Origin of the sequence: Sphingomonas sp., assembly GCF_042091075.1 — a bacterium.
Taxonomy (GTDB): domain Bacteria; phylum Pseudomonadota; class Alphaproteobacteria; order Sphingomonadales; family Sphingomonadaceae; genus Sphingomonas.
The window spans coordinates 1-15,223 of record NZ_JBELIE010000073.1 but is presented as its reverse complement, the minus strand read 5'-3'; the positions used below and the strand labels follow the sequence as shown (position 1 = coordinate 15,223).

The following is a 15,223-nucleotide window of genomic DNA, read 5'->3' as shown; positions in this document are numbered from 1 at the left end:
ATAGCGACGCCCGCCCGGCTGAAGCGTCGTAACGCTCGGTGCATGGCCAGCTTTGCAGATGGTGTGCCAGAATGCCCGCGACAGGGATTCCGGCGGGGATCAATGGTTAACCGGCGCCCGGTTGCGAAGGACGATGTAAGGATTTCCGACACTATGCCGCCGGCGCGGCGGTGCGGCGAGCTTGACTACGGTCGTAATCGATGAGAGATTACAACTGTAGTCGTCATGGGAGCGAGTCGTGGTCGAGCGGATCAGCGAGGCGGAGCATGCGGTGATGGAGGTGCTGTGGGATGACAGCCCGCTCACCGCGCAGGATGTGGCGGGGCGGATCGATCCCGCGCGCGGCTGGAGCGCGGCGACGGTCAAGACGCTGCTGGGCCGCCTGCTCGCCAAACGGGCGGTGGCGCATGACGTCGAGGGGCGCCGTTACCTTTACCGGCCCGCCGTCGCGCGCGAGGAATATGTGGCCGGGGAATCGCGCCGGCTGATCGACCGGTTGTTCGGCGGACGGCTCACCCCGCTCGTCGCGCATCTGGCGGAACGGGATGCGCTCAGCGATCAGGACATCGCCGAGATCGAGGCGCTGCTGAAGGCGCTGAAACAATGATCGGCTGGCTGATCGAGGCGTCATTCGCCTCCGCGCTGCTGCTGGCGCTGGTGCTGTTGATCCGCATGCCGGTGCGACGGCTGTTCGGGCCACATTTGGCCTATGCGCTGTGGCTGCTGCCCGTCCTGCGCATGGCGCTGCCGCCCGTGCCGGGCATGTGGCGCGCGCAGGTCCTGCCGGCCTTGCCGACATTGGCCGATCCTGCGCCGATGACCCGTTATCTGGTGCCGCCGATGGGTACGTTGCCGGCAATGGCCGACGCGGGCGGTTCGATCGGCTGGCCCGATCTGGCGCTGCTGCTGTGGTTCGGCGGGGCGCTGGTGTTCCTGGTGTGGCAGGGGCTGCAGTTCGCGCGGTTCCGGTATCGCGTGCTGCATCATGGCGTCGTCAGCGACCGGGTGGGGTCGGTGACGATCGTCCGCAGTACCGCAGTCACCGGGCCGCTTGCCTTCGGCGTCTTCGACCGGGTCGTCGCGGTGCCGTGTGATTTTGCCGCGCGGTTCGACGCGGTCGAATGCGATCTCGCGATCCGTCACGAGCTGGCCCATCATGCGCGTGGCGATCTGTTCGCCAATTGGGTCGCGCTGGTGATGCTGGCGCTGCACTGGTTCAATCCGGTGGCGTGGATCGCTTTCCGCGCGTTTCGCGCCGATCAGGAGATGGCGAACGACGCCTATGTGCTGGCGCAGGCCGGCGTCGCGGCACGGCACGCATATGGCTGTGCGATCGTCAAGTCGGCGCACGGACGCGCGGTATCGCCCGCCTGCCATCTTAACACCGTCAGCAACCTGAAGGGGCGGCTGCGGATGCTGGGCCGCCAGCGGGTGTCGCGCGGACGCATGATGCTGGGGGCGGCGGCGCTGTCGGCGATCGGCGCCGCCGGGCTGCTCGCGACCGCATCGGGAACGCACGCGGCGGATCGCATGCGGACGAGGGTGGAGGCCGCCACCGGGGTGGAGATCGCGGCGTTGAAGCCGATCGCCGCGCTCGACTCGATCGCCCGGGGCGACCATTCTGGAGCGCCCGTCGGCGATGCTGTGACGGCGCCAGCCGTTCACCCTGAAGGCGCGCCGCGCCGCGAGACGCGCACCGAAGTGATCCGTACCTCGCGCCACGCCGGCCCGATCGTCACCATCGTCCGCGACGGCGTCACCCGACGCTACGAGGGGGCAGCGGCGGAGGCCTATCTGGCCGCGCATCCCGTGCCGCCGCCACCCGCGCCACCCGCGCCGGCGAGGGCGAAGATGCCGCCGCCGCCGCCCGTACCGCCGGCGCCCCCCGTCGCCTGGCGCGCCGGGTCGGAAGCGAGCGTTAGCGTGGAGCGCGCTCGAGCGATGACGCCGAAGTTGATCGAGCGCCGCTGCTCCGATGGCGAAGGCGGGTCAGGGCAGGCGGTGCTGCATCGGCGCGAAGACTCACGGCAGGTCGTCATCCTATGTAACAACCGGATCGAGGCGATCGCCAGCGCGGCCTCGGCGCGCGCCGAGGTGGCGCGAAGCCGTGCTCATCTGGGCGCCGTAGCGGCGCTGGCGTCGCTGCGCAGCGCGCGGGCGGCCGTGATCGCCAACCCCGCGCTCGATGACAAGCAGCGCGGCGTCGCGCTGTACGGCATCTATCAGGCGATCGACGAGATGGAGGAGCGATCGTCGCACGACGATTGAGCCTCCCGCCGGCCGTGGACTGACCCTCGCACGGCCGGCGACCACCGCGACGCGCCCGCCCTTGCGCCAGGCGGGCGCGTCCGCCATGTCCGCAGCCGATGGCAGACGATCTCCCCACGGGCGTAGCGATCACGCTGGAGCCGCTCGTCACCCGGGTGCTGGCACCGAATGCCTCACCCTATACCTACACCGGCACGCAGACGCATATCGTGGGAGAGCGCGACGTGGCGATCGTCGATCCCGGCCCCGCTGATGATGCGCATCATCAGGCGCTGATGCGGGTGGTGGCGGGTCGGCCGGTGACGGCGATCGTCATCACGCATCATCATCGCGACCATTCGCCCGGCGCGGCGGCGCTGCGGCAGGCGACCGGCGCGCCGATCGTCGGTGCGGCGGCCTTCCACCTGTCCGACGACGGGCCGCGCGCCGACGATGCGTTCGACCCCGATTACGCGCCCGACCGCGTACTGAGCGAGGGGGACCGGGTGAGCGGCACCGGCTGGACGCTGGAGACGATCGCCACCCCCGGCCATACCAGCAATCATCTCGCCTTCGCGCTCCCGGAGACGAACGCGCTGTTCTCGGGCGATCACGTGATGGGCTGGTCGACCAGCGTCATCTCGCCGCCCGACGGCGACATGACGGATTATATGGCCAGTCTGGAAAAGCTGCTGGGGCGCGGTGATCGCGTCTATTATCCGGGACACGGCCTGGAAGTGGATCGCCCGGAACGGCTGGTGCGCGGCATGCTGGGGCATCGCCGGCAGCGCGAGGCGCAGATCCTGCGGCTGCTTGCCGAGGCGCCGCGCAGCATCCCCGCAATGGTGGAGCGTATGTACGCCGGGATCGACCCGCGCCTGTTCGGCGCGGCGGAGCGTTCGGTGCTGGCGCATCTGATCGATCTCGACCGGCGCGGGCTGGTCGTGGCGGACGGCGGCGCGTGGCGCGCGGTGACGGCGTGAACACGCGTCTGACCGGGCTGGGGCGGCTGCTGATCGGCGCTGCGGTGGCGGTGGCGATCGTGCTGGGATCGCTGGCGGCGTACCGGCGCTTCACTCGCGACTATACCGTCACCACCGACGACAATGGCGTCGCGGTGGCGCGGGTCGTCGCCGGCAGGCTGTACGGCAGCAGCGAGTTGCGCGTCAGCCGGCTGTCGGGGACGGTGCAGGCGACCAGTGCGACCAGCCATCTATGGGGTTGGCTGCCGTCCAGCCGGGTGGTCAAGGCGCCGTTCGAGGTCGACTATTTCGTAGACCTGCGCACGCTTAGCCCGTCCGATTTCCGCTACGACGCGACGGCGAAGACGTTGCTGGTGGAGGTGCCGGACGTCACCGTCGGCCGTCCCAATGTGGACGAGGCGAATGTCACGATCGACCAGACCAGCGGATTGTTCGTGTCGCGTACCGCGATGACCGAGTTGCAGCAGCGTGCCTCCGCCTCGGCCACGCGCAGCGTCGCGGCAGAGGCGCAGTCGCCGGAGAACATGCGCAAGGCGCGCGAGAACGGCCGTGCGGCATTGGCGCAGCTGTTCGGCGGCACGCTGCGCGCCGCCGGGCTGCCGGTGACCGTGACGGTGCGTTTCGCCGGCGAGCCGCGCGGGGCCGACGATACGCGCTGGGACCTGACCCGGTCGCTGGAGGAGGTGCTGGGCAACGCCACCTGACGCTGCCGATTGAGGGACAGGCGCAAAGGGTGTAAAAGGCGCATCGCGACGACGGCTGGGGGGCTTGTCCGATGGCGACCAATGTTTTCGACGTGCGTGGCGTGGAACCGGCAGCGCGGCGGCCGACGCGCGACCATCGCTTCTTCCTGGCGATCGCGATCGCGGTGGTGCTGGTGAACGTTGCCGCCTTTTCGATGCAGGCGGCGATGGGGCGGTCGACATTCGCCGCGCCGTGGCACGTTCATCTGCACGCGATCGTCTTCTTCGGCTTTGTGACGCTGTACCTGTGCCAGAATATTCTGGTCGCGATGGGCGCGCTGCGCTGGCATCGCACGCTCGGCTGGATCTCGGTCGGCTGGATGGTGGCGATGGCGATCGCCGGTTCGATGGCGGTCGCGATGCTGGTCCGTACCGGGCGAGTGCCGTTCTTCTTCACCCCGGCCTATTTCCTGGCGATGGACGGTCTGGCGCTGGTCACCTTCCTGGCGCTGGCGGGCACGGCGGTGCGGATGCGGCGGCGTACCGAATGGCATCGGCGGCTGATGGCGAGCGCGATGTCCGCGATTATGGGGCCGGCGTTCGGCCGGCTGCTCCCGCTGCCGTTGCTGATCCCTTATGCCGGGCTGGCGGTGTTCCCGACTTTGCTGGCGATTCCGGTGGCGGGCGCGATCTACGATCGGCGGACGCGCGGTGCGGTGCATCCCGCATGGTGGTGGGGGATCGGCGCGTTGACGCTGACGCACCTGCTGATCGAACTATGCGGGCGCGGTGCGCTGGGCGCGGCCGCGGTCATGGCGCTGAGTGCCGGGATGCCGGGCGCGACGGTCGATCCGCTCGCCTATCCGCCGTTCCCGCCGCTGCCGTGACGTACATTGCCTTGATCGCGTCACCAAAGGTGTCCATCTGACACGGATGGAACAGCCGACCAGCCTCAAGGGCCTCGACCTGCGTGCCGAGATCGATCGCCTCCGCAAGGAGCGCAATGCCGTGATTCTGGCCCATTACTACCAACAGCCCGAGATTCAGGATCTGGCCGATTTCGTCGGCGACAGCCTCGATCTCAGCCGCAAGGCGCAGGCGACCGATGCCGATGTGATCGCCTTCTGCGGCGTCCGCTTCATGGCCGAGACGGCCAAGATCCTGTCGCCGGAAAAGACCGTCGTGCTGCCCGACATGGACGCTGGTTGCTCGTTGGAAGACAGCTGCCCGCCCGAGCAGTTCGCGGCCTTCCGGGCGCAGCATCCCGATGCGATCGCGCTGACCTATATCAATTGCTCGGCGGCGGTGAAGGGACTGTCCGACGTCATCGTCACCTCCTCCTCCGCGGAGAAGATCCTGAGTCAGATCCCGGCGGACCAGAAGATCATCTTCGGCCCGGATCGCAATCTGGGCGGCTATCTGGCGCGCAAGACCGGGCGCGATCTGATCCTGTGGCCCGGCGTGTGCATCGTCCACGAAGCGTTCAGCGAGACCGAATTGCTGAAGCTGAAGGCGCAACATCCCGGCGCGCCGGTCGCGGCGCATCCGGAATGCCCCGCGGTAATCCTCGATCATGCCGATTATGTAGGCTCGACGCGCGGTATCCTCGATTTCGCGATGGCGATGCCGGGGGAGACCCTGATCGTCGCGACCGAGCCGCACATCATCCATCAGATGGAAAAGGCGCTGCCGGGCAAGACGTTTATCGGCGCTCCCGGCGCGGACGGCAACTGCAACTGCAATATCTGCCCGTATATGGCGCTCAACACGATGGAGAAGCTGTATGTCGCGCTCCGCGACCTGACGCCGCGGATCGAGATCGAGGAGGATTTGCGACTGCGTGCGAAAAAGAGCCTGGATGCGATGCTGGCGATGGCGGGCGGCAGCGTCGGTCAGGGCGATCTGGGACCTGCGAAAGTGACGGGGGACTGACGGCGTCGGGGGCGCGACGCGCGTCCCCTTATGTCGCCAGCCGGTTCGCCTCGCCCGGCGAATAGGGGAATAGCAGCTTCGGATCAGGTGCATCGATCGTCGCGACCACCTCCGGCGGGGCGAGACGGTGGAGAAGGTGCCGGATGATCGCGCGGTGCGCGCGCTTCTTGTGATTGGCGTCGACGCAGATCCACGGTGCCACCGGCGTATGGGTGCGTTCCAGCATCGTATCGCGGGCGGCGGAATAGCCCTTCCACTTATCCTGCGCGACCTTGTCGAGGTCGGACACTTTCAGCGCCTTGAGCGGATCGCTGCGCCGCTTTGCCAGACGCTGCTTCTGCTCGCCACGGTCGATGTCGAGCCATAGCTTTACCAGCCGGATCCCGCTCTCCACCAGCATGCGTTCGAAATCCGGCACGTCGCGCAGGAATTGCGCCTGTTCCGCCTCAGTCGAAAAGCCGTTGACGACCTCCACTCCGGCGCGATTATACCAGCTTCGATTGAAGATCACGAGCTCGCCGGCGGCGGGCAGATGCGCCACATAGCGCTGGAAATACCATTGCGACCGCTCGCGGTCGCTGGGCTTAGGCAGCGCGACGACGCGGGTGTTGCGAACCGAGAGATGCTTGGTGACGGCCTTGATCGTGCCATCCTTGCCTGCGGTGTCGCGGCCTTCCAGCACCACCACGGCGCGCCCACCGTCCTCCGCGCCCGCTTTCGCCATCGCGAGCTGCATGTGGACAAGCCCGAGCTGCAGCGCATCGTCCTCTTCGTCGTGGTTCGCCAATCGTCGCTCCCGTTGTCTTGAAGGGTGGTATGGCTATCGCTACGCATCGCGGGATGAAACGTTTCCTGCCGCTTGCGCTCTTACCCACCCTGATGGCCGCGGCGCCCGCCGCTGACCCCTATCTCTGGCTTGAGGACGTCGAGGGGCAGCGGGCGCTGTCGCAGGTTGCGGCGTGGAATGCCGAGACCGAGGCGCTGCTGACGAAAGACGCGCGGTACGAAAGTGATCGCCGGCGCGCGAAAGCGATCCTCGACGACGAGGCGCAGATCGCCGAACCGTCGGCGGTGCTGGGCGATCGGGTCGTCAATCTGTGGCGTGATGCCCGGAACCCGCGCGGCCTATGGCGAATCGCGCCGCTGGGCGATGTCGTTGCCGGCAAGCCGCAGTGGCGCACGGTGATCGACGTCGATGCGCTCGGCAAACGAGAGGGCAAGAGCTGGGTGTGGGGCGGCGCGTCGTGCCTCGAGCCGGCCTATACGCGCTGCCTGATTCAGCTGAGCCCGGGCGGCACCGATGCGAAGGTCGTCCGGGAATTCGATCTGGCGACCGGCCAGTTCGTCGCCGGGGGTTTCACCGTGCCCGAAGCGAAAAGCGACGTGGCCTGGATCGATCGCGATACGTTGCTGGTGGCGACCGACTGGGGCGCGGGATCGCTGACGACGTCAGGATACCCGCGGATCGTCAAGCGCTGGCGGCGGGGCACGCCGCTGGCGGCCGCCGAGACGGTGTATGAAGCGCCCGCCAGCAGCGTGGAGGTGAGTGCGAACGCCTTCGTCGATGCGAACCGGCGCTGGCCGGTGATCGACACCGGCCGTACCTTTTTCGATCATGAGTATCGCGTCGGTCTTCCGGACGGTCGCTTCGTCACATTGCCGGTCCCCGCCGGAGCGGATCTTTTCGACGTGATCGAGGGGCGCGCGATCGTGCGCCTGCAACGCGCGGCGGGGGCGTTCGCCGCCGGGTCGCTGGTCGCTTACCCGCTGACCGACCTGGCGGCGGATCGCGCGCCTGTAGCGGAACTGGTGCTTGCGCCAACCGCCCGGCAGGCGATCGAGGAGGTCCATGCGACCGATCACCGCTTATGGGTGAAGCTGCTCGATGACGTATCGGGCAAGCTGCTGATGCTCACCCGGGGGACGAACGGGCGCTGGACGTCGGAAGAGATGCCGCTGCCTGCCAACAGCACGATCCAGGCCGGGGCGACCGCTGGTGCGCGTGATTATCTGTTCGCCACGGTGGAGGGCATGCTGACCCCGCCGACGCTATACTGGATCGGGCAGGGCGTTGCGCCTCGCGCGGTCCAGTCGCTGCCGGCGCAATTCGACGCCAGCCTCTATGCGGTGACGCAACGCTTCGCGACGTCGAAGGACGGAACGCGCGTGCCTTATTATCTTGTGACCAAGAAGGGCGCGAAAACGCCCGCGCCCGCGCTGATCCACGCTTATGGCGGGTTCCGCAACGCGCAGACGCCGACCTATCTGACCGAGCAGCCGTATCGCGCCGGGCCGCTGGCGCTGTTCTGGGTCGAACAGGGTGGTGCCTATGTGCTCGCCAATCTGCGTGGCGGCGGCGAATATGGGCCGCGCTGGCATCAGGCGGGACTGCGCGAGAAAAGGCAGAACGTCTTCGACGATCTGCACGCGGTGGCCGGGGATCTGGTGAGCACGGGCGTCTCGCTGCCGGGTAAGATCGGCATTTCCGGGCGGTCCAACGGTGGCTTGCTGGTCGGCGTGGCGATGCAGCAGCGCCCCGACCTGTACGGCGCGGTGATCGCAGGCTCTCCGCTGGAAGATATGCGGCGTTACTCGCATCTCTCGGCGGGCGCATCGTGGATTGACGAATATGGCGACCCAGACAAGCCCGCCGACTGGGCGTTCCTACGGCGTTATTCGCCCTATCAGAATGTGAAGCCGGGCGTGGCCTATCCCCCGGTGCTGTTCTACCTGTCGACCAAGGACGACCGGGTGCATCCGGGGCATGCCCGCAAGCTGGCCGCCTTGCTGAAGGCAGAGGGCAATACGGTCTATTTCCACGAGTATCTGGAGGGCGGTCATTCGGTCGGCGCCGATCACGCCGAGGATGCCCGGCGGGCGGCGCTGCTGGATGCATTCTTGCGACGGGAATTGATGGGCGCGAAATGATCGCGCCCCGTGCCCCGTCGAAAGACGGGGCGACGATCTGAATCGGATCGACGCGCGGCCTATGCGCTCGCGACGAGCCCCGCCCATGGCAGATCAGGGCCCACTGGGACGATCCCGAATGGGTTCAGGTCGCGGTGACTGGCGTAATAATGCGTCTTGATATGGTCGAGGTGCACCGTCGCGGCGATCTCCGGGATGGCCAGCAGCCGTTCCAGAAACGCCTCCAGCGCGGGATAGTCCTGAATGCGGCGGCGGTTGCACTTGAAATGGCCGTGATAGACCGCATCGAAGCGTACCAGCGTGGTGAACAGGCGAATGTCCGCTTCGGTGATGCGGTCGCCGACCAGCCATTCGCGTGATGCCAGCCGTTGCTCCAGCTCGTCCAGTGTCGCGAACAGCGGGTCCACCGCCGCTTCATATGCCGCCTGTGTAGTGGCGAAGCCCGCTTTGTAGACGCCATTGTTGACGTGATCGTAGACCGGATCGTTGATCGCATCGATCTCCGCACGCAGCGCTTCGGGATAGAAGTCCCCCGGGGCGGCGCCGAGGTCGTCGAAGGCATGGTTGAGCATGCGGATGATCTCCGCCGATTCGTTGCTGACGATCGTTTCGCGCTTGCGGTCCCACAGGACGGGCACGGTCACCTTGCCAGTATAGTCCGGTCGCGCGCGGGCGTAGAGTTCGTGCAGGAAGCGACTGCCATACAAGGGGTCGCCCGTACCGCCGTGCCGGGTGTCGAAAGTCCAGCCGTTCTCCAGCATCTCCGGATCGACGACCGACACCGGCAGCAGATTCTCCAGTCCCTTCAGCGCGCGCACGATCAGGGTGCGGTGCGCCCAGGGGCAGGCGTAGCTGACATAGAGGTGATACCGGTCGCGCGCCGCCGGATGGGTGCGACGGCCGTCGCGGTCAGGCGCGTCATCGGCGGCGATCATGTCGCGAAAGCCGGCGTCCTGTCGCTTGAAACTGCCGCCGGACGAATCCTCGGTCACTTTGCCGGCATGCCAAGTGCCGTCGATCATCTTGCCCATCGCTGTCCTCCGCTTCGCCGAAGGATACGCATGAGCGCAGCTAAGGTTCGACGGCGGGCGCTCCCCCCGCCGCTCCGGCGGGGCGGGGAGAGCGTCCTGGTTCAGTCGACCAGTTCGATCGCCAGCGCGGTGGCCTCACCGCCGCCGATGCACAGCGAAGCGACGCCGCGCTTCTTGCCGTGATGCTTGAGCGCCGCGACCAGCGTGGTGACGATCCGCGCCCCCGATGCGCCGATCGGATGTCCCAGCGCGGTGGCGCCGCCGTGCACGTTGATCTTGTCGTGCGGAATGCCAAGATCGCGCATCGCGAACATCGCGACGCAAGCGAACGCTTCGTTGATCTCGAACAGGTCGACGTCGTCGATCGTCCAGCCGGCCTTCTTCAGCAGCGACTGGATCGCACCGACCGGCGCGGTGGTGAAGGCCGACGGCGCCTGTGCGTGCGCGGCATGCGCGACGATCCGCGCCACCGGCTTCTGCCCCTTGGCGGCAGCGACGCTTTCGCGCGTCAGCACCAGTGCGGCGGCGCCGTCGGAGATCGACGAGCTGGTCGCGGCGGTGATCGTGCCGTCCTTGGCAAAGGCGGGCTTCAGCGTCGGAATCTTGTCGGGCATGCCCTTGCCGGGCTGCTCGTCGGTATCGACGATGACGTCGCCCTTGCGGGTCGCGACGGTGACGGGAACGATCTCCTCGGCAAAGGCACCGCTGCTGATCGCTTCCTTGGCGCGACGCAGCGACTCGATCGAATAATCATCCTGCGCCTGACGGGTCAGCTGATATTCGTTCGCGGTGTCCTGCGCGAACGTGCCCATCGCGCGGCCGGGTTCGTAGGCATCCTCCAGCCCGTCGAGGAACATGTGATCATATGCCGTATCGTGCCCGATGCGCGCGCCCGAGCGATGCTTCTTCAGAAGATAGGGAGCGTTCGTCATGCTCTCCATGCCGCCCGCGACGATCAGGTCGACGGAGCCAGCGGCGATTGCTTCGGCGCCCATGATGACGGTCTGCATGCCCGAGCCACAGACCTTGTTGACGGTCGTTGCCTGTACCGAGGTGGGCAGGCCCGCCTTGATCGCGGCCTGGCGCGCGGGCGCCTGGCCGAGCCCGGCGGGAAGGACGCAGCCCATGTAGATCCGCTCGACATCGCCGCCCTCGACACCGGCACGTTCGATCGCCGCCTTTACCGCGGTCGCGCCAAGATCGGTCGCCGAGACGTCCGACAGGGCGCCCTGCATCGCGCCCATCGGGGTGCGGGCATAGGACAGGATGACGACGGGATCGGTGGCCATGTAAACGGTCCTCTCTAGTGATGCTCTATGGCGAATGCTGCGCTGCACATAAGCGCTTCGCCACGGCAATACAATTCGCGCTTCCGCAGGCTTCCTGCGCGCTCCTGCACATCCGCCGCGCGCGGCTGTTCCGTTTTCGCGGCCCACGCCCTAGGGCCGGGGGATGATCGGATATGTGCCGCCGACCCTTCCGTTCTTCGCGCCGTTGCTGGGGCTGGCGGGGGCTATCATCGGCAGTTTCCTCGCGACGATCACGGTGCGCTGGCCGGAGGGGCGGTCGGTGCTGCGCGGGCGATCGACGTGCGATGGCTGCGGGCGGAGGCTGCGCGCCTGGCAGTTGGTGCCGCTGGTCAGCTGGATCGCGAGCCGGGGCCGTTGCACCGCCTGTGGCGCACGGATCGACCCGCGCCATCCGCTGATCGAAGGCGGGTGCCTCGTGATCGGCGTCATCAGTGGCGTGGCGGCGCCGGGGATGGTGGCGGTAGCGGGGGCGGTATTCGGCTGGCTCCTGCTGACGCTGGCCGTGCTTGACGCGCGCGACTTCTGGTTGCCCGATCCGCTCGTCGCCGCGCTGGCGCTGACGGGGGCGGCGGGGGCGGCGTTCGCGCCCCCCGCGCTGCTCGACCGGATCGCGGGCGGGCTGGGAGGATTCCTGGCGCTCTGGTTAATCGCGGCGGCATATCGCCGTGTGCGCGGGCGCGACGGGCTGGGCGGGGGGGACCCCAAGCTGCTCGGCGCGATTGGACTGTGGCTGGGCTGGCGGCTGTTGCCCGCCACTTTGGTGATCGCGGGCATGGCGGGGATCGGCTGGATCGTCGCACGACGGCTGCGGGGCGGTGCTGTGGCGGCTGACGACATGTTGCCGCTCGGCACGTTGCTGGCGATCGCGGCTTACCCGGCGTGGCTGGCCATGATAATCAATGGTGTATGATCCTTTCGTTGTTGCCGCTGCTGCTACAGGCCGCCATCCCCTCGATCGATGGCTTGCCGGTGGGGGGGCTGTCGCCCCAGACGCTACCGAAAAAGGGCTGCGCCGCATACCTGTTCAGTACCGGCCAGACCCGGACGCTGGCGGCGGTGGCGACGATGGAACCGGCGTCGCTCCGGATCGCGCTGGACAATGCCGTCGTCGATCTCCCTCGCGTTGAGGCGAGCGGGACGCAGCCGCTCAACATCCCGTCGCAGCTTCGTTACGCCGCCGGAGAGATCAGCGCGACGCTCGACCTGACGGTGGAACAGCGCCCCAATCTGAACGCGGGTGCGGCGGTGCCGCGTGCCGCGCTGCGTGTCGATCGCACGGGTAAGGATACGATCGTCATGCCGCTTGCCGGATTGATCGGATGCGCCGCATGATGGCGGGAGCATAACGACGGGAGAGGATATGGAGCGCATCCTGGAAGCGCAGCGAGCGGCGTTCATGGCCGCGCTGCCGGAGCCCTTGTCGGTCCGCAAGGACCGACTGAAACGCGCCGCCGCGATGATCGCCGATCACGCCGCAAGGTTCTGCGATGCGCTGAGCGAGGACTTCGGGCATCGCAGCCGCGAACAATCGATGATCACCGATATCGGCGGTTCGGTCGCGCCGATCCGCCATGCGCTGAAACATCTCGACCGCTGGGCACGCGCGGAGAAGCGCAAGGTGCAGTTTCCGCTCGGCCTGCTCGGCGCGAAGGCGCGGGTCGAATATCAACCGAAGGGGGTGGTGGGGGTGATCTCGCCGTGGAACTTCCCGGTCAATCTCGTCATGTCGCCGCTCGCGGGCATCTTCGCGGCGGGCAACCGTGCGATGGTGAAGACGAGCGAGTTCACCCCCGCCACCGCCGCCTTGTTCGAAGAGGTCGTCGGGCGCTATTTCGCGGCCGAGGAACTGGCGTTTGTGTCGGGCGGGCCGGAGGTTGGCAAGGCGTTCGCCGAACTGCCCTTCGACCATCTGATCTTCACCGGCGCGACCGGCATCGCGCGGCACATCCTGCATGCCGCGGCGGATCATCTGGTGCCGGTCACGCTCGAACTGGGCGGCAAGTCGCCGGTGATCATCGGCCAGCGCGCCGACATCCGCCAGGCGAGCGAGCGGGTCGCGATCGGCAAGATGCTCAATGCCGGGCAGATCTGCCTCGCGCCCGATTATATGCTGGTGCCGCATGCGCAGGAGCAGGCGGTGGTGGACGGTCTGCGCGACGCCGCCTCCGCTCTATATCCCACGTTGCTGGCGAACCCGGACTACACCGCCGTGATCAACGATCGTCATCATCAGCGGCTCACCGACTGGATCGAGGATGCGCGTGCCAAGGGTGCGACGATCGAGGTGGTCAATCCGGCGGGGGAGGATTTCGGCGCATCCAACTCGCGCAAGATGCCGCTGCATATCGTCCGTGACGTGACCGACGACATGACGGTGATGCAGGAGGAGATCTTCGGGCCGGTGCTGCCGATCCGCCGCTACGATGGCGGGATTGATGGCGCGATCGACGTCGTCAACCGTCGCGATCGCCCGTTGGCGGTCTATTATTTCGGTCAGGACGAGGGCGAGAAGCGTCGCGTCCTCGACCGCACGATTTCCGGCGGGGCGACGATCAACGACGTGATCTTCCACGTCACCATGGAGGACCTGCCGTTCGGCGGGGTGGGGCCGTCCGGGATGGGTGCCTATCATGGCGTTGATGGCTTCCGCACCTTCAGTCACGCCAAGGCGGTGTATCAGCAGCCGAAGCTCGACGTGGCGAAGCTGGCCGGGCTCAAGCCGCCCTATGGCGCGGGCGCCAGGAAGGCTGCGGCGATGCAGATGAAGATGTAAGCCGCCCCGATGGCGGGCAAAGAAACGCCCGGCGGAGGGGACCGCCGGGCCGCTGTCTCCAGCCGTCGCGCGCTCAGTGGCTCGACGTAATTTCTTCCTTGAGTTTCAGTTTCTGCTTCTTCAGGTCCGCGATGATCAAGGTGTCCGGCCTGGGACGCTGCGTTTCGGCAGCGATCCGCTGGTCGAGCGACGCATGCTTGGCCTCGAGAGCCGAGATGTGCGCGGTCTGCATGGGCAGGTACCTCCTTCTTGGTGAAACCAGGACTGCGGAGTGAACCACGAAAACGGCCAAGAGTCGCGTCAATTTCGCCCATTGGCGATGGGGCGCGGCAGGGGTGCGACGATATGCGGGGGCAGCGGCGCCGGGCCAGTGACGGCCACGCCCAGCCGCAGCTTGCTTTCGTTCTGACCGATGGTTGTTTAAGGGGGAAGCGGGTGGCCGGTTGGCAAGGGCAGGGGACGGGCGCGTGAGCGATACGATGGACGATTCGGACATCCTCATGCGGCTCAATCTGCTGCGTATCGAGCATCGCGATCTCGACGCCGCGATCGCCGCGCTGGGTGCGGACGGCTCGGCCGATCAATTGCAGTTGATGCGGCTCAAGAAGCGCAAGCTGCGGCTGCGCGACGAGATTTCCCAACTCGAAGATCGACTGATCCCCGACATCATCGCCTGAGCGGCACGAAATGAGACGAGCGGCTGCACTTTCCCCGCCCCGCCGGCTTGGCGCGCGGCGGTTCTTCATGGCAGAGCGACGCGCATGGCGGAGCCACTGACCGACGCGCGGATGCACCACCGGCTAATCGATTCCTTCTATACGGAAGCGATGTTGCTGGCCGATGAAGCGCGCAGCTATTTTGACGAGGGTGGGCGGATCGAGCGCGATGCGCTGTCGCCGATGGATCGGGTCGCGTTCAGTTGCGAGTCGCTCAAGGTGACCACCCGGCTGATGCACATCATAGCCTGGTTGCTGACACAGCGCGCGGTGATCGCGGGGGAACTGTCGTTGTCACAGGCGCTCGACGGATCGCGCCGGCTGGGGTCGGCGCCGGTCAGCGACGGCACGATCGTCGCCGGCCTGCCGGATCAGGCGCGATCGATGATCGCTGCCAGCGTCGATCTGCACCGCCGCGTCGGGCGATTGGACGAGGCCCAGGAGCGGCAGATGCCGATACCCAGCCCGGCACGCAGCATGCTCGATCGGCTGGCGACGTCTTTCTAGCCGCGACGGGAGAGGTTCAGGCCGCCAGCCCCAGCCGCGCCGTGGCGGCACGATATTCGCGCTCCAGCCGGTCGACCCGCTGCGCCACCGGCTCGACCGCGTCGACCACGCCG

16 protein-coding genes are annotated in these 15,223 nt (G+C 67.3%); 12 read left to right on the top strand and 4 right to left on the bottom strand.

Annotated elements, in window-relative coordinates; translation table 11 throughout:
- Positions 1-238 precede the first annotated feature (238 nt).
- From ACFDSW_RS09145 to nadA, 6 genes are all read left to right on the top strand, one after another.
- Positions 239-607: a BlaI/MecI/CopY family transcriptional regulator gene (locus tag ACFDSW_RS09145; protein ID WP_375249980.1), complete on the top strand. Its 369-nt coding sequence runs from the start codon at positions 239-241 to the stop codon at positions 605-607.
- Complete coding sequence (locus ACFDSW_RS09140) at positions 604-2,268, top strand: M56 family metallopeptidase (RefSeq protein ID WP_375249979.1); 1,665 nt, start codon at positions 604-606, stop codon at positions 2,266-2,268. Before ACFDSW_RS09145 ends, ACFDSW_RS09140 begins: the two co-directional genes overlap by 4 nt.
- Before the next feature lie 98 nt (positions 2,269-2,366).
- Positions 2,367-3,230 (top strand): MBL fold metallo-hydrolase, encoded by an 864-nt coding sequence (locus ACFDSW_RS09135; protein ID WP_375249978.1) that lies wholly within the window; start codon positions 2,367-2,369, stop codon positions 3,228-3,230.
- On the top strand, positions 3,227-3,934 hold the full coding sequence (locus ACFDSW_RS09130; protein ID WP_375249977.1) for a DUF4230 domain-containing protein: 708 nt from the start codon (positions 3,227-3,229) through the stop codon (positions 3,932-3,934). Before ACFDSW_RS09135 ends, ACFDSW_RS09130 begins: the two co-directional genes overlap by 4 nt.
- Positions 3,935-4,005: 71 nt before the next feature.
- Positions 4,006-4,800 carry a hypothetical protein gene (locus tag ACFDSW_RS09125; RefSeq protein WP_375249976.1) on the top strand — a complete coding sequence of 265 codons (795 nt, stop codon included), beginning with the start codon at positions 4,006-4,008 and terminating at the stop codon, positions 4,798-4,800.
- A 46-nt stretch (positions 4,801-4,846) separates the two neighbouring features.
- Positions 4,847-5,845, top strand: coding sequence for a quinolinate synthase NadA (nadA, locus tag ACFDSW_RS09120; protein WP_375249975.1), 999 nt, complete (start codon positions 4,847-4,849; stop codon positions 5,843-5,845).
- Between the two features lie 28 nt (positions 5,846-5,873).
- Here nadA and ACFDSW_RS09115 read toward each other — a convergent pair whose 3' ends face one another.
- Positions 5,874-6,632: a polyphosphate kinase 2 gene (locus ACFDSW_RS09115; protein WP_375249974.1), complete on the bottom strand. Its 759-nt coding sequence runs from the start codon at positions 6,630-6,632 to the stop codon at positions 5,874-5,876.
- A gap of 53 nt (positions 6,633-6,685) precedes the next feature.
- Here ACFDSW_RS09115 and ACFDSW_RS09110 point away from each other — a divergent pair, with 53 nt between their 5' ends.
- Positions 6,686-8,773, top strand: coding sequence for a prolyl oligopeptidase family protein (locus tag ACFDSW_RS09110; protein WP_375249973.1), 2,088 nt, complete (start codon positions 6,686-6,688; stop codon positions 8,771-8,773).
- 59 nt (positions 8,774-8,832) lie between these two features.
- Here the strand turns inward: ACFDSW_RS09110 and ACFDSW_RS09105 are convergent, their stop codons facing one another.
- Positions 8,833-9,804 (bottom strand): glutathione S-transferase family protein, encoded by a 972-nt coding sequence (locus tag ACFDSW_RS09105; protein ID WP_375249972.1) that lies wholly within the window; start codon positions 9,802-9,804, stop codon positions 8,833-8,835.
- Between the two features lie 101 nt (positions 9,805-9,905).
- Positions 9,906-11,093: an acetyl-CoA C-acyltransferase gene (locus ACFDSW_RS09100; protein ID WP_375249971.1), complete on the bottom strand. Its 1,188-nt coding sequence runs from the start codon at positions 11,091-11,093 to the stop codon at positions 9,906-9,908.
- 175 nt (positions 11,094-11,268) lie between these two features.
- On the opposite strand from ACFDSW_RS09100, the gene ACFDSW_RS09095 reads away from it, so the two are divergent.
- The 3 genes from ACFDSW_RS09095 to ACFDSW_RS09085 are packed head-to-tail and all read left to right on the top strand — an operon-like array spanning position 11,269 to position 13,887.
- Positions 11,269-12,024 (top strand): prepilin peptidase, encoded by a 756-nt coding sequence (locus tag ACFDSW_RS09095; protein ID WP_375249970.1) that lies wholly within the window; start codon positions 11,269-11,271, stop codon positions 12,022-12,024.
- Complete coding sequence (locus ACFDSW_RS09090; protein ID WP_375249969.1) at positions 12,021-12,446, top strand: hypothetical protein; 426 nt, start codon at positions 12,021-12,023, stop codon at positions 12,444-12,446. Before ACFDSW_RS09095 ends, ACFDSW_RS09090 begins: the two co-directional genes overlap by 4 nt.
- A 28-nt stretch (positions 12,447-12,474) precedes the next feature.
- Positions 12,475-13,887, top strand: coding sequence for a coniferyl aldehyde dehydrogenase (locus ACFDSW_RS09085; protein WP_375249968.1), 1,413 nt, complete (start codon positions 12,475-12,477; stop codon positions 13,885-13,887).
- Positions 13,888-13,960: 73 nt separating this feature from the next.
- Here ACFDSW_RS09085 and ACFDSW_RS09080 read toward each other — a convergent pair whose 3' ends face one another.
- Complete coding sequence (locus ACFDSW_RS09080; protein ID WP_375249967.1) at positions 13,961-14,119, bottom strand: DUF465 domain-containing protein; 159 nt, start codon at positions 14,117-14,119, stop codon at positions 13,961-13,963.
- A 247-nt stretch (positions 14,120-14,366) separates the two neighbouring features.
- On the opposite strand from ACFDSW_RS09080, the gene ACFDSW_RS09075 reads away from it, so the two are divergent.
- Together ACFDSW_RS09075 and ACFDSW_RS09070 are read left to right on the top strand one after the other, a co-directional pair.
- Positions 14,367-14,564, top strand: coding sequence for a YdcH family protein (locus tag ACFDSW_RS09075; protein ID WP_375249981.1), 198 nt, complete (start codon positions 14,367-14,369; stop codon positions 14,562-14,564).
- Between the two features lie 84 nt (positions 14,565-14,648).
- The gene (locus ACFDSW_RS09070) at positions 14,649-15,110 is read left to right on the top strand and encodes a DUF1465 family protein (RefSeq protein ID WP_375249966.1); all 462 of its coding nucleotides are present in this window, start codon (positions 14,649-14,651) and stop codon (positions 15,108-15,110) included.
- Positions 15,111-15,223: the final 113 nt, after the last annotated feature.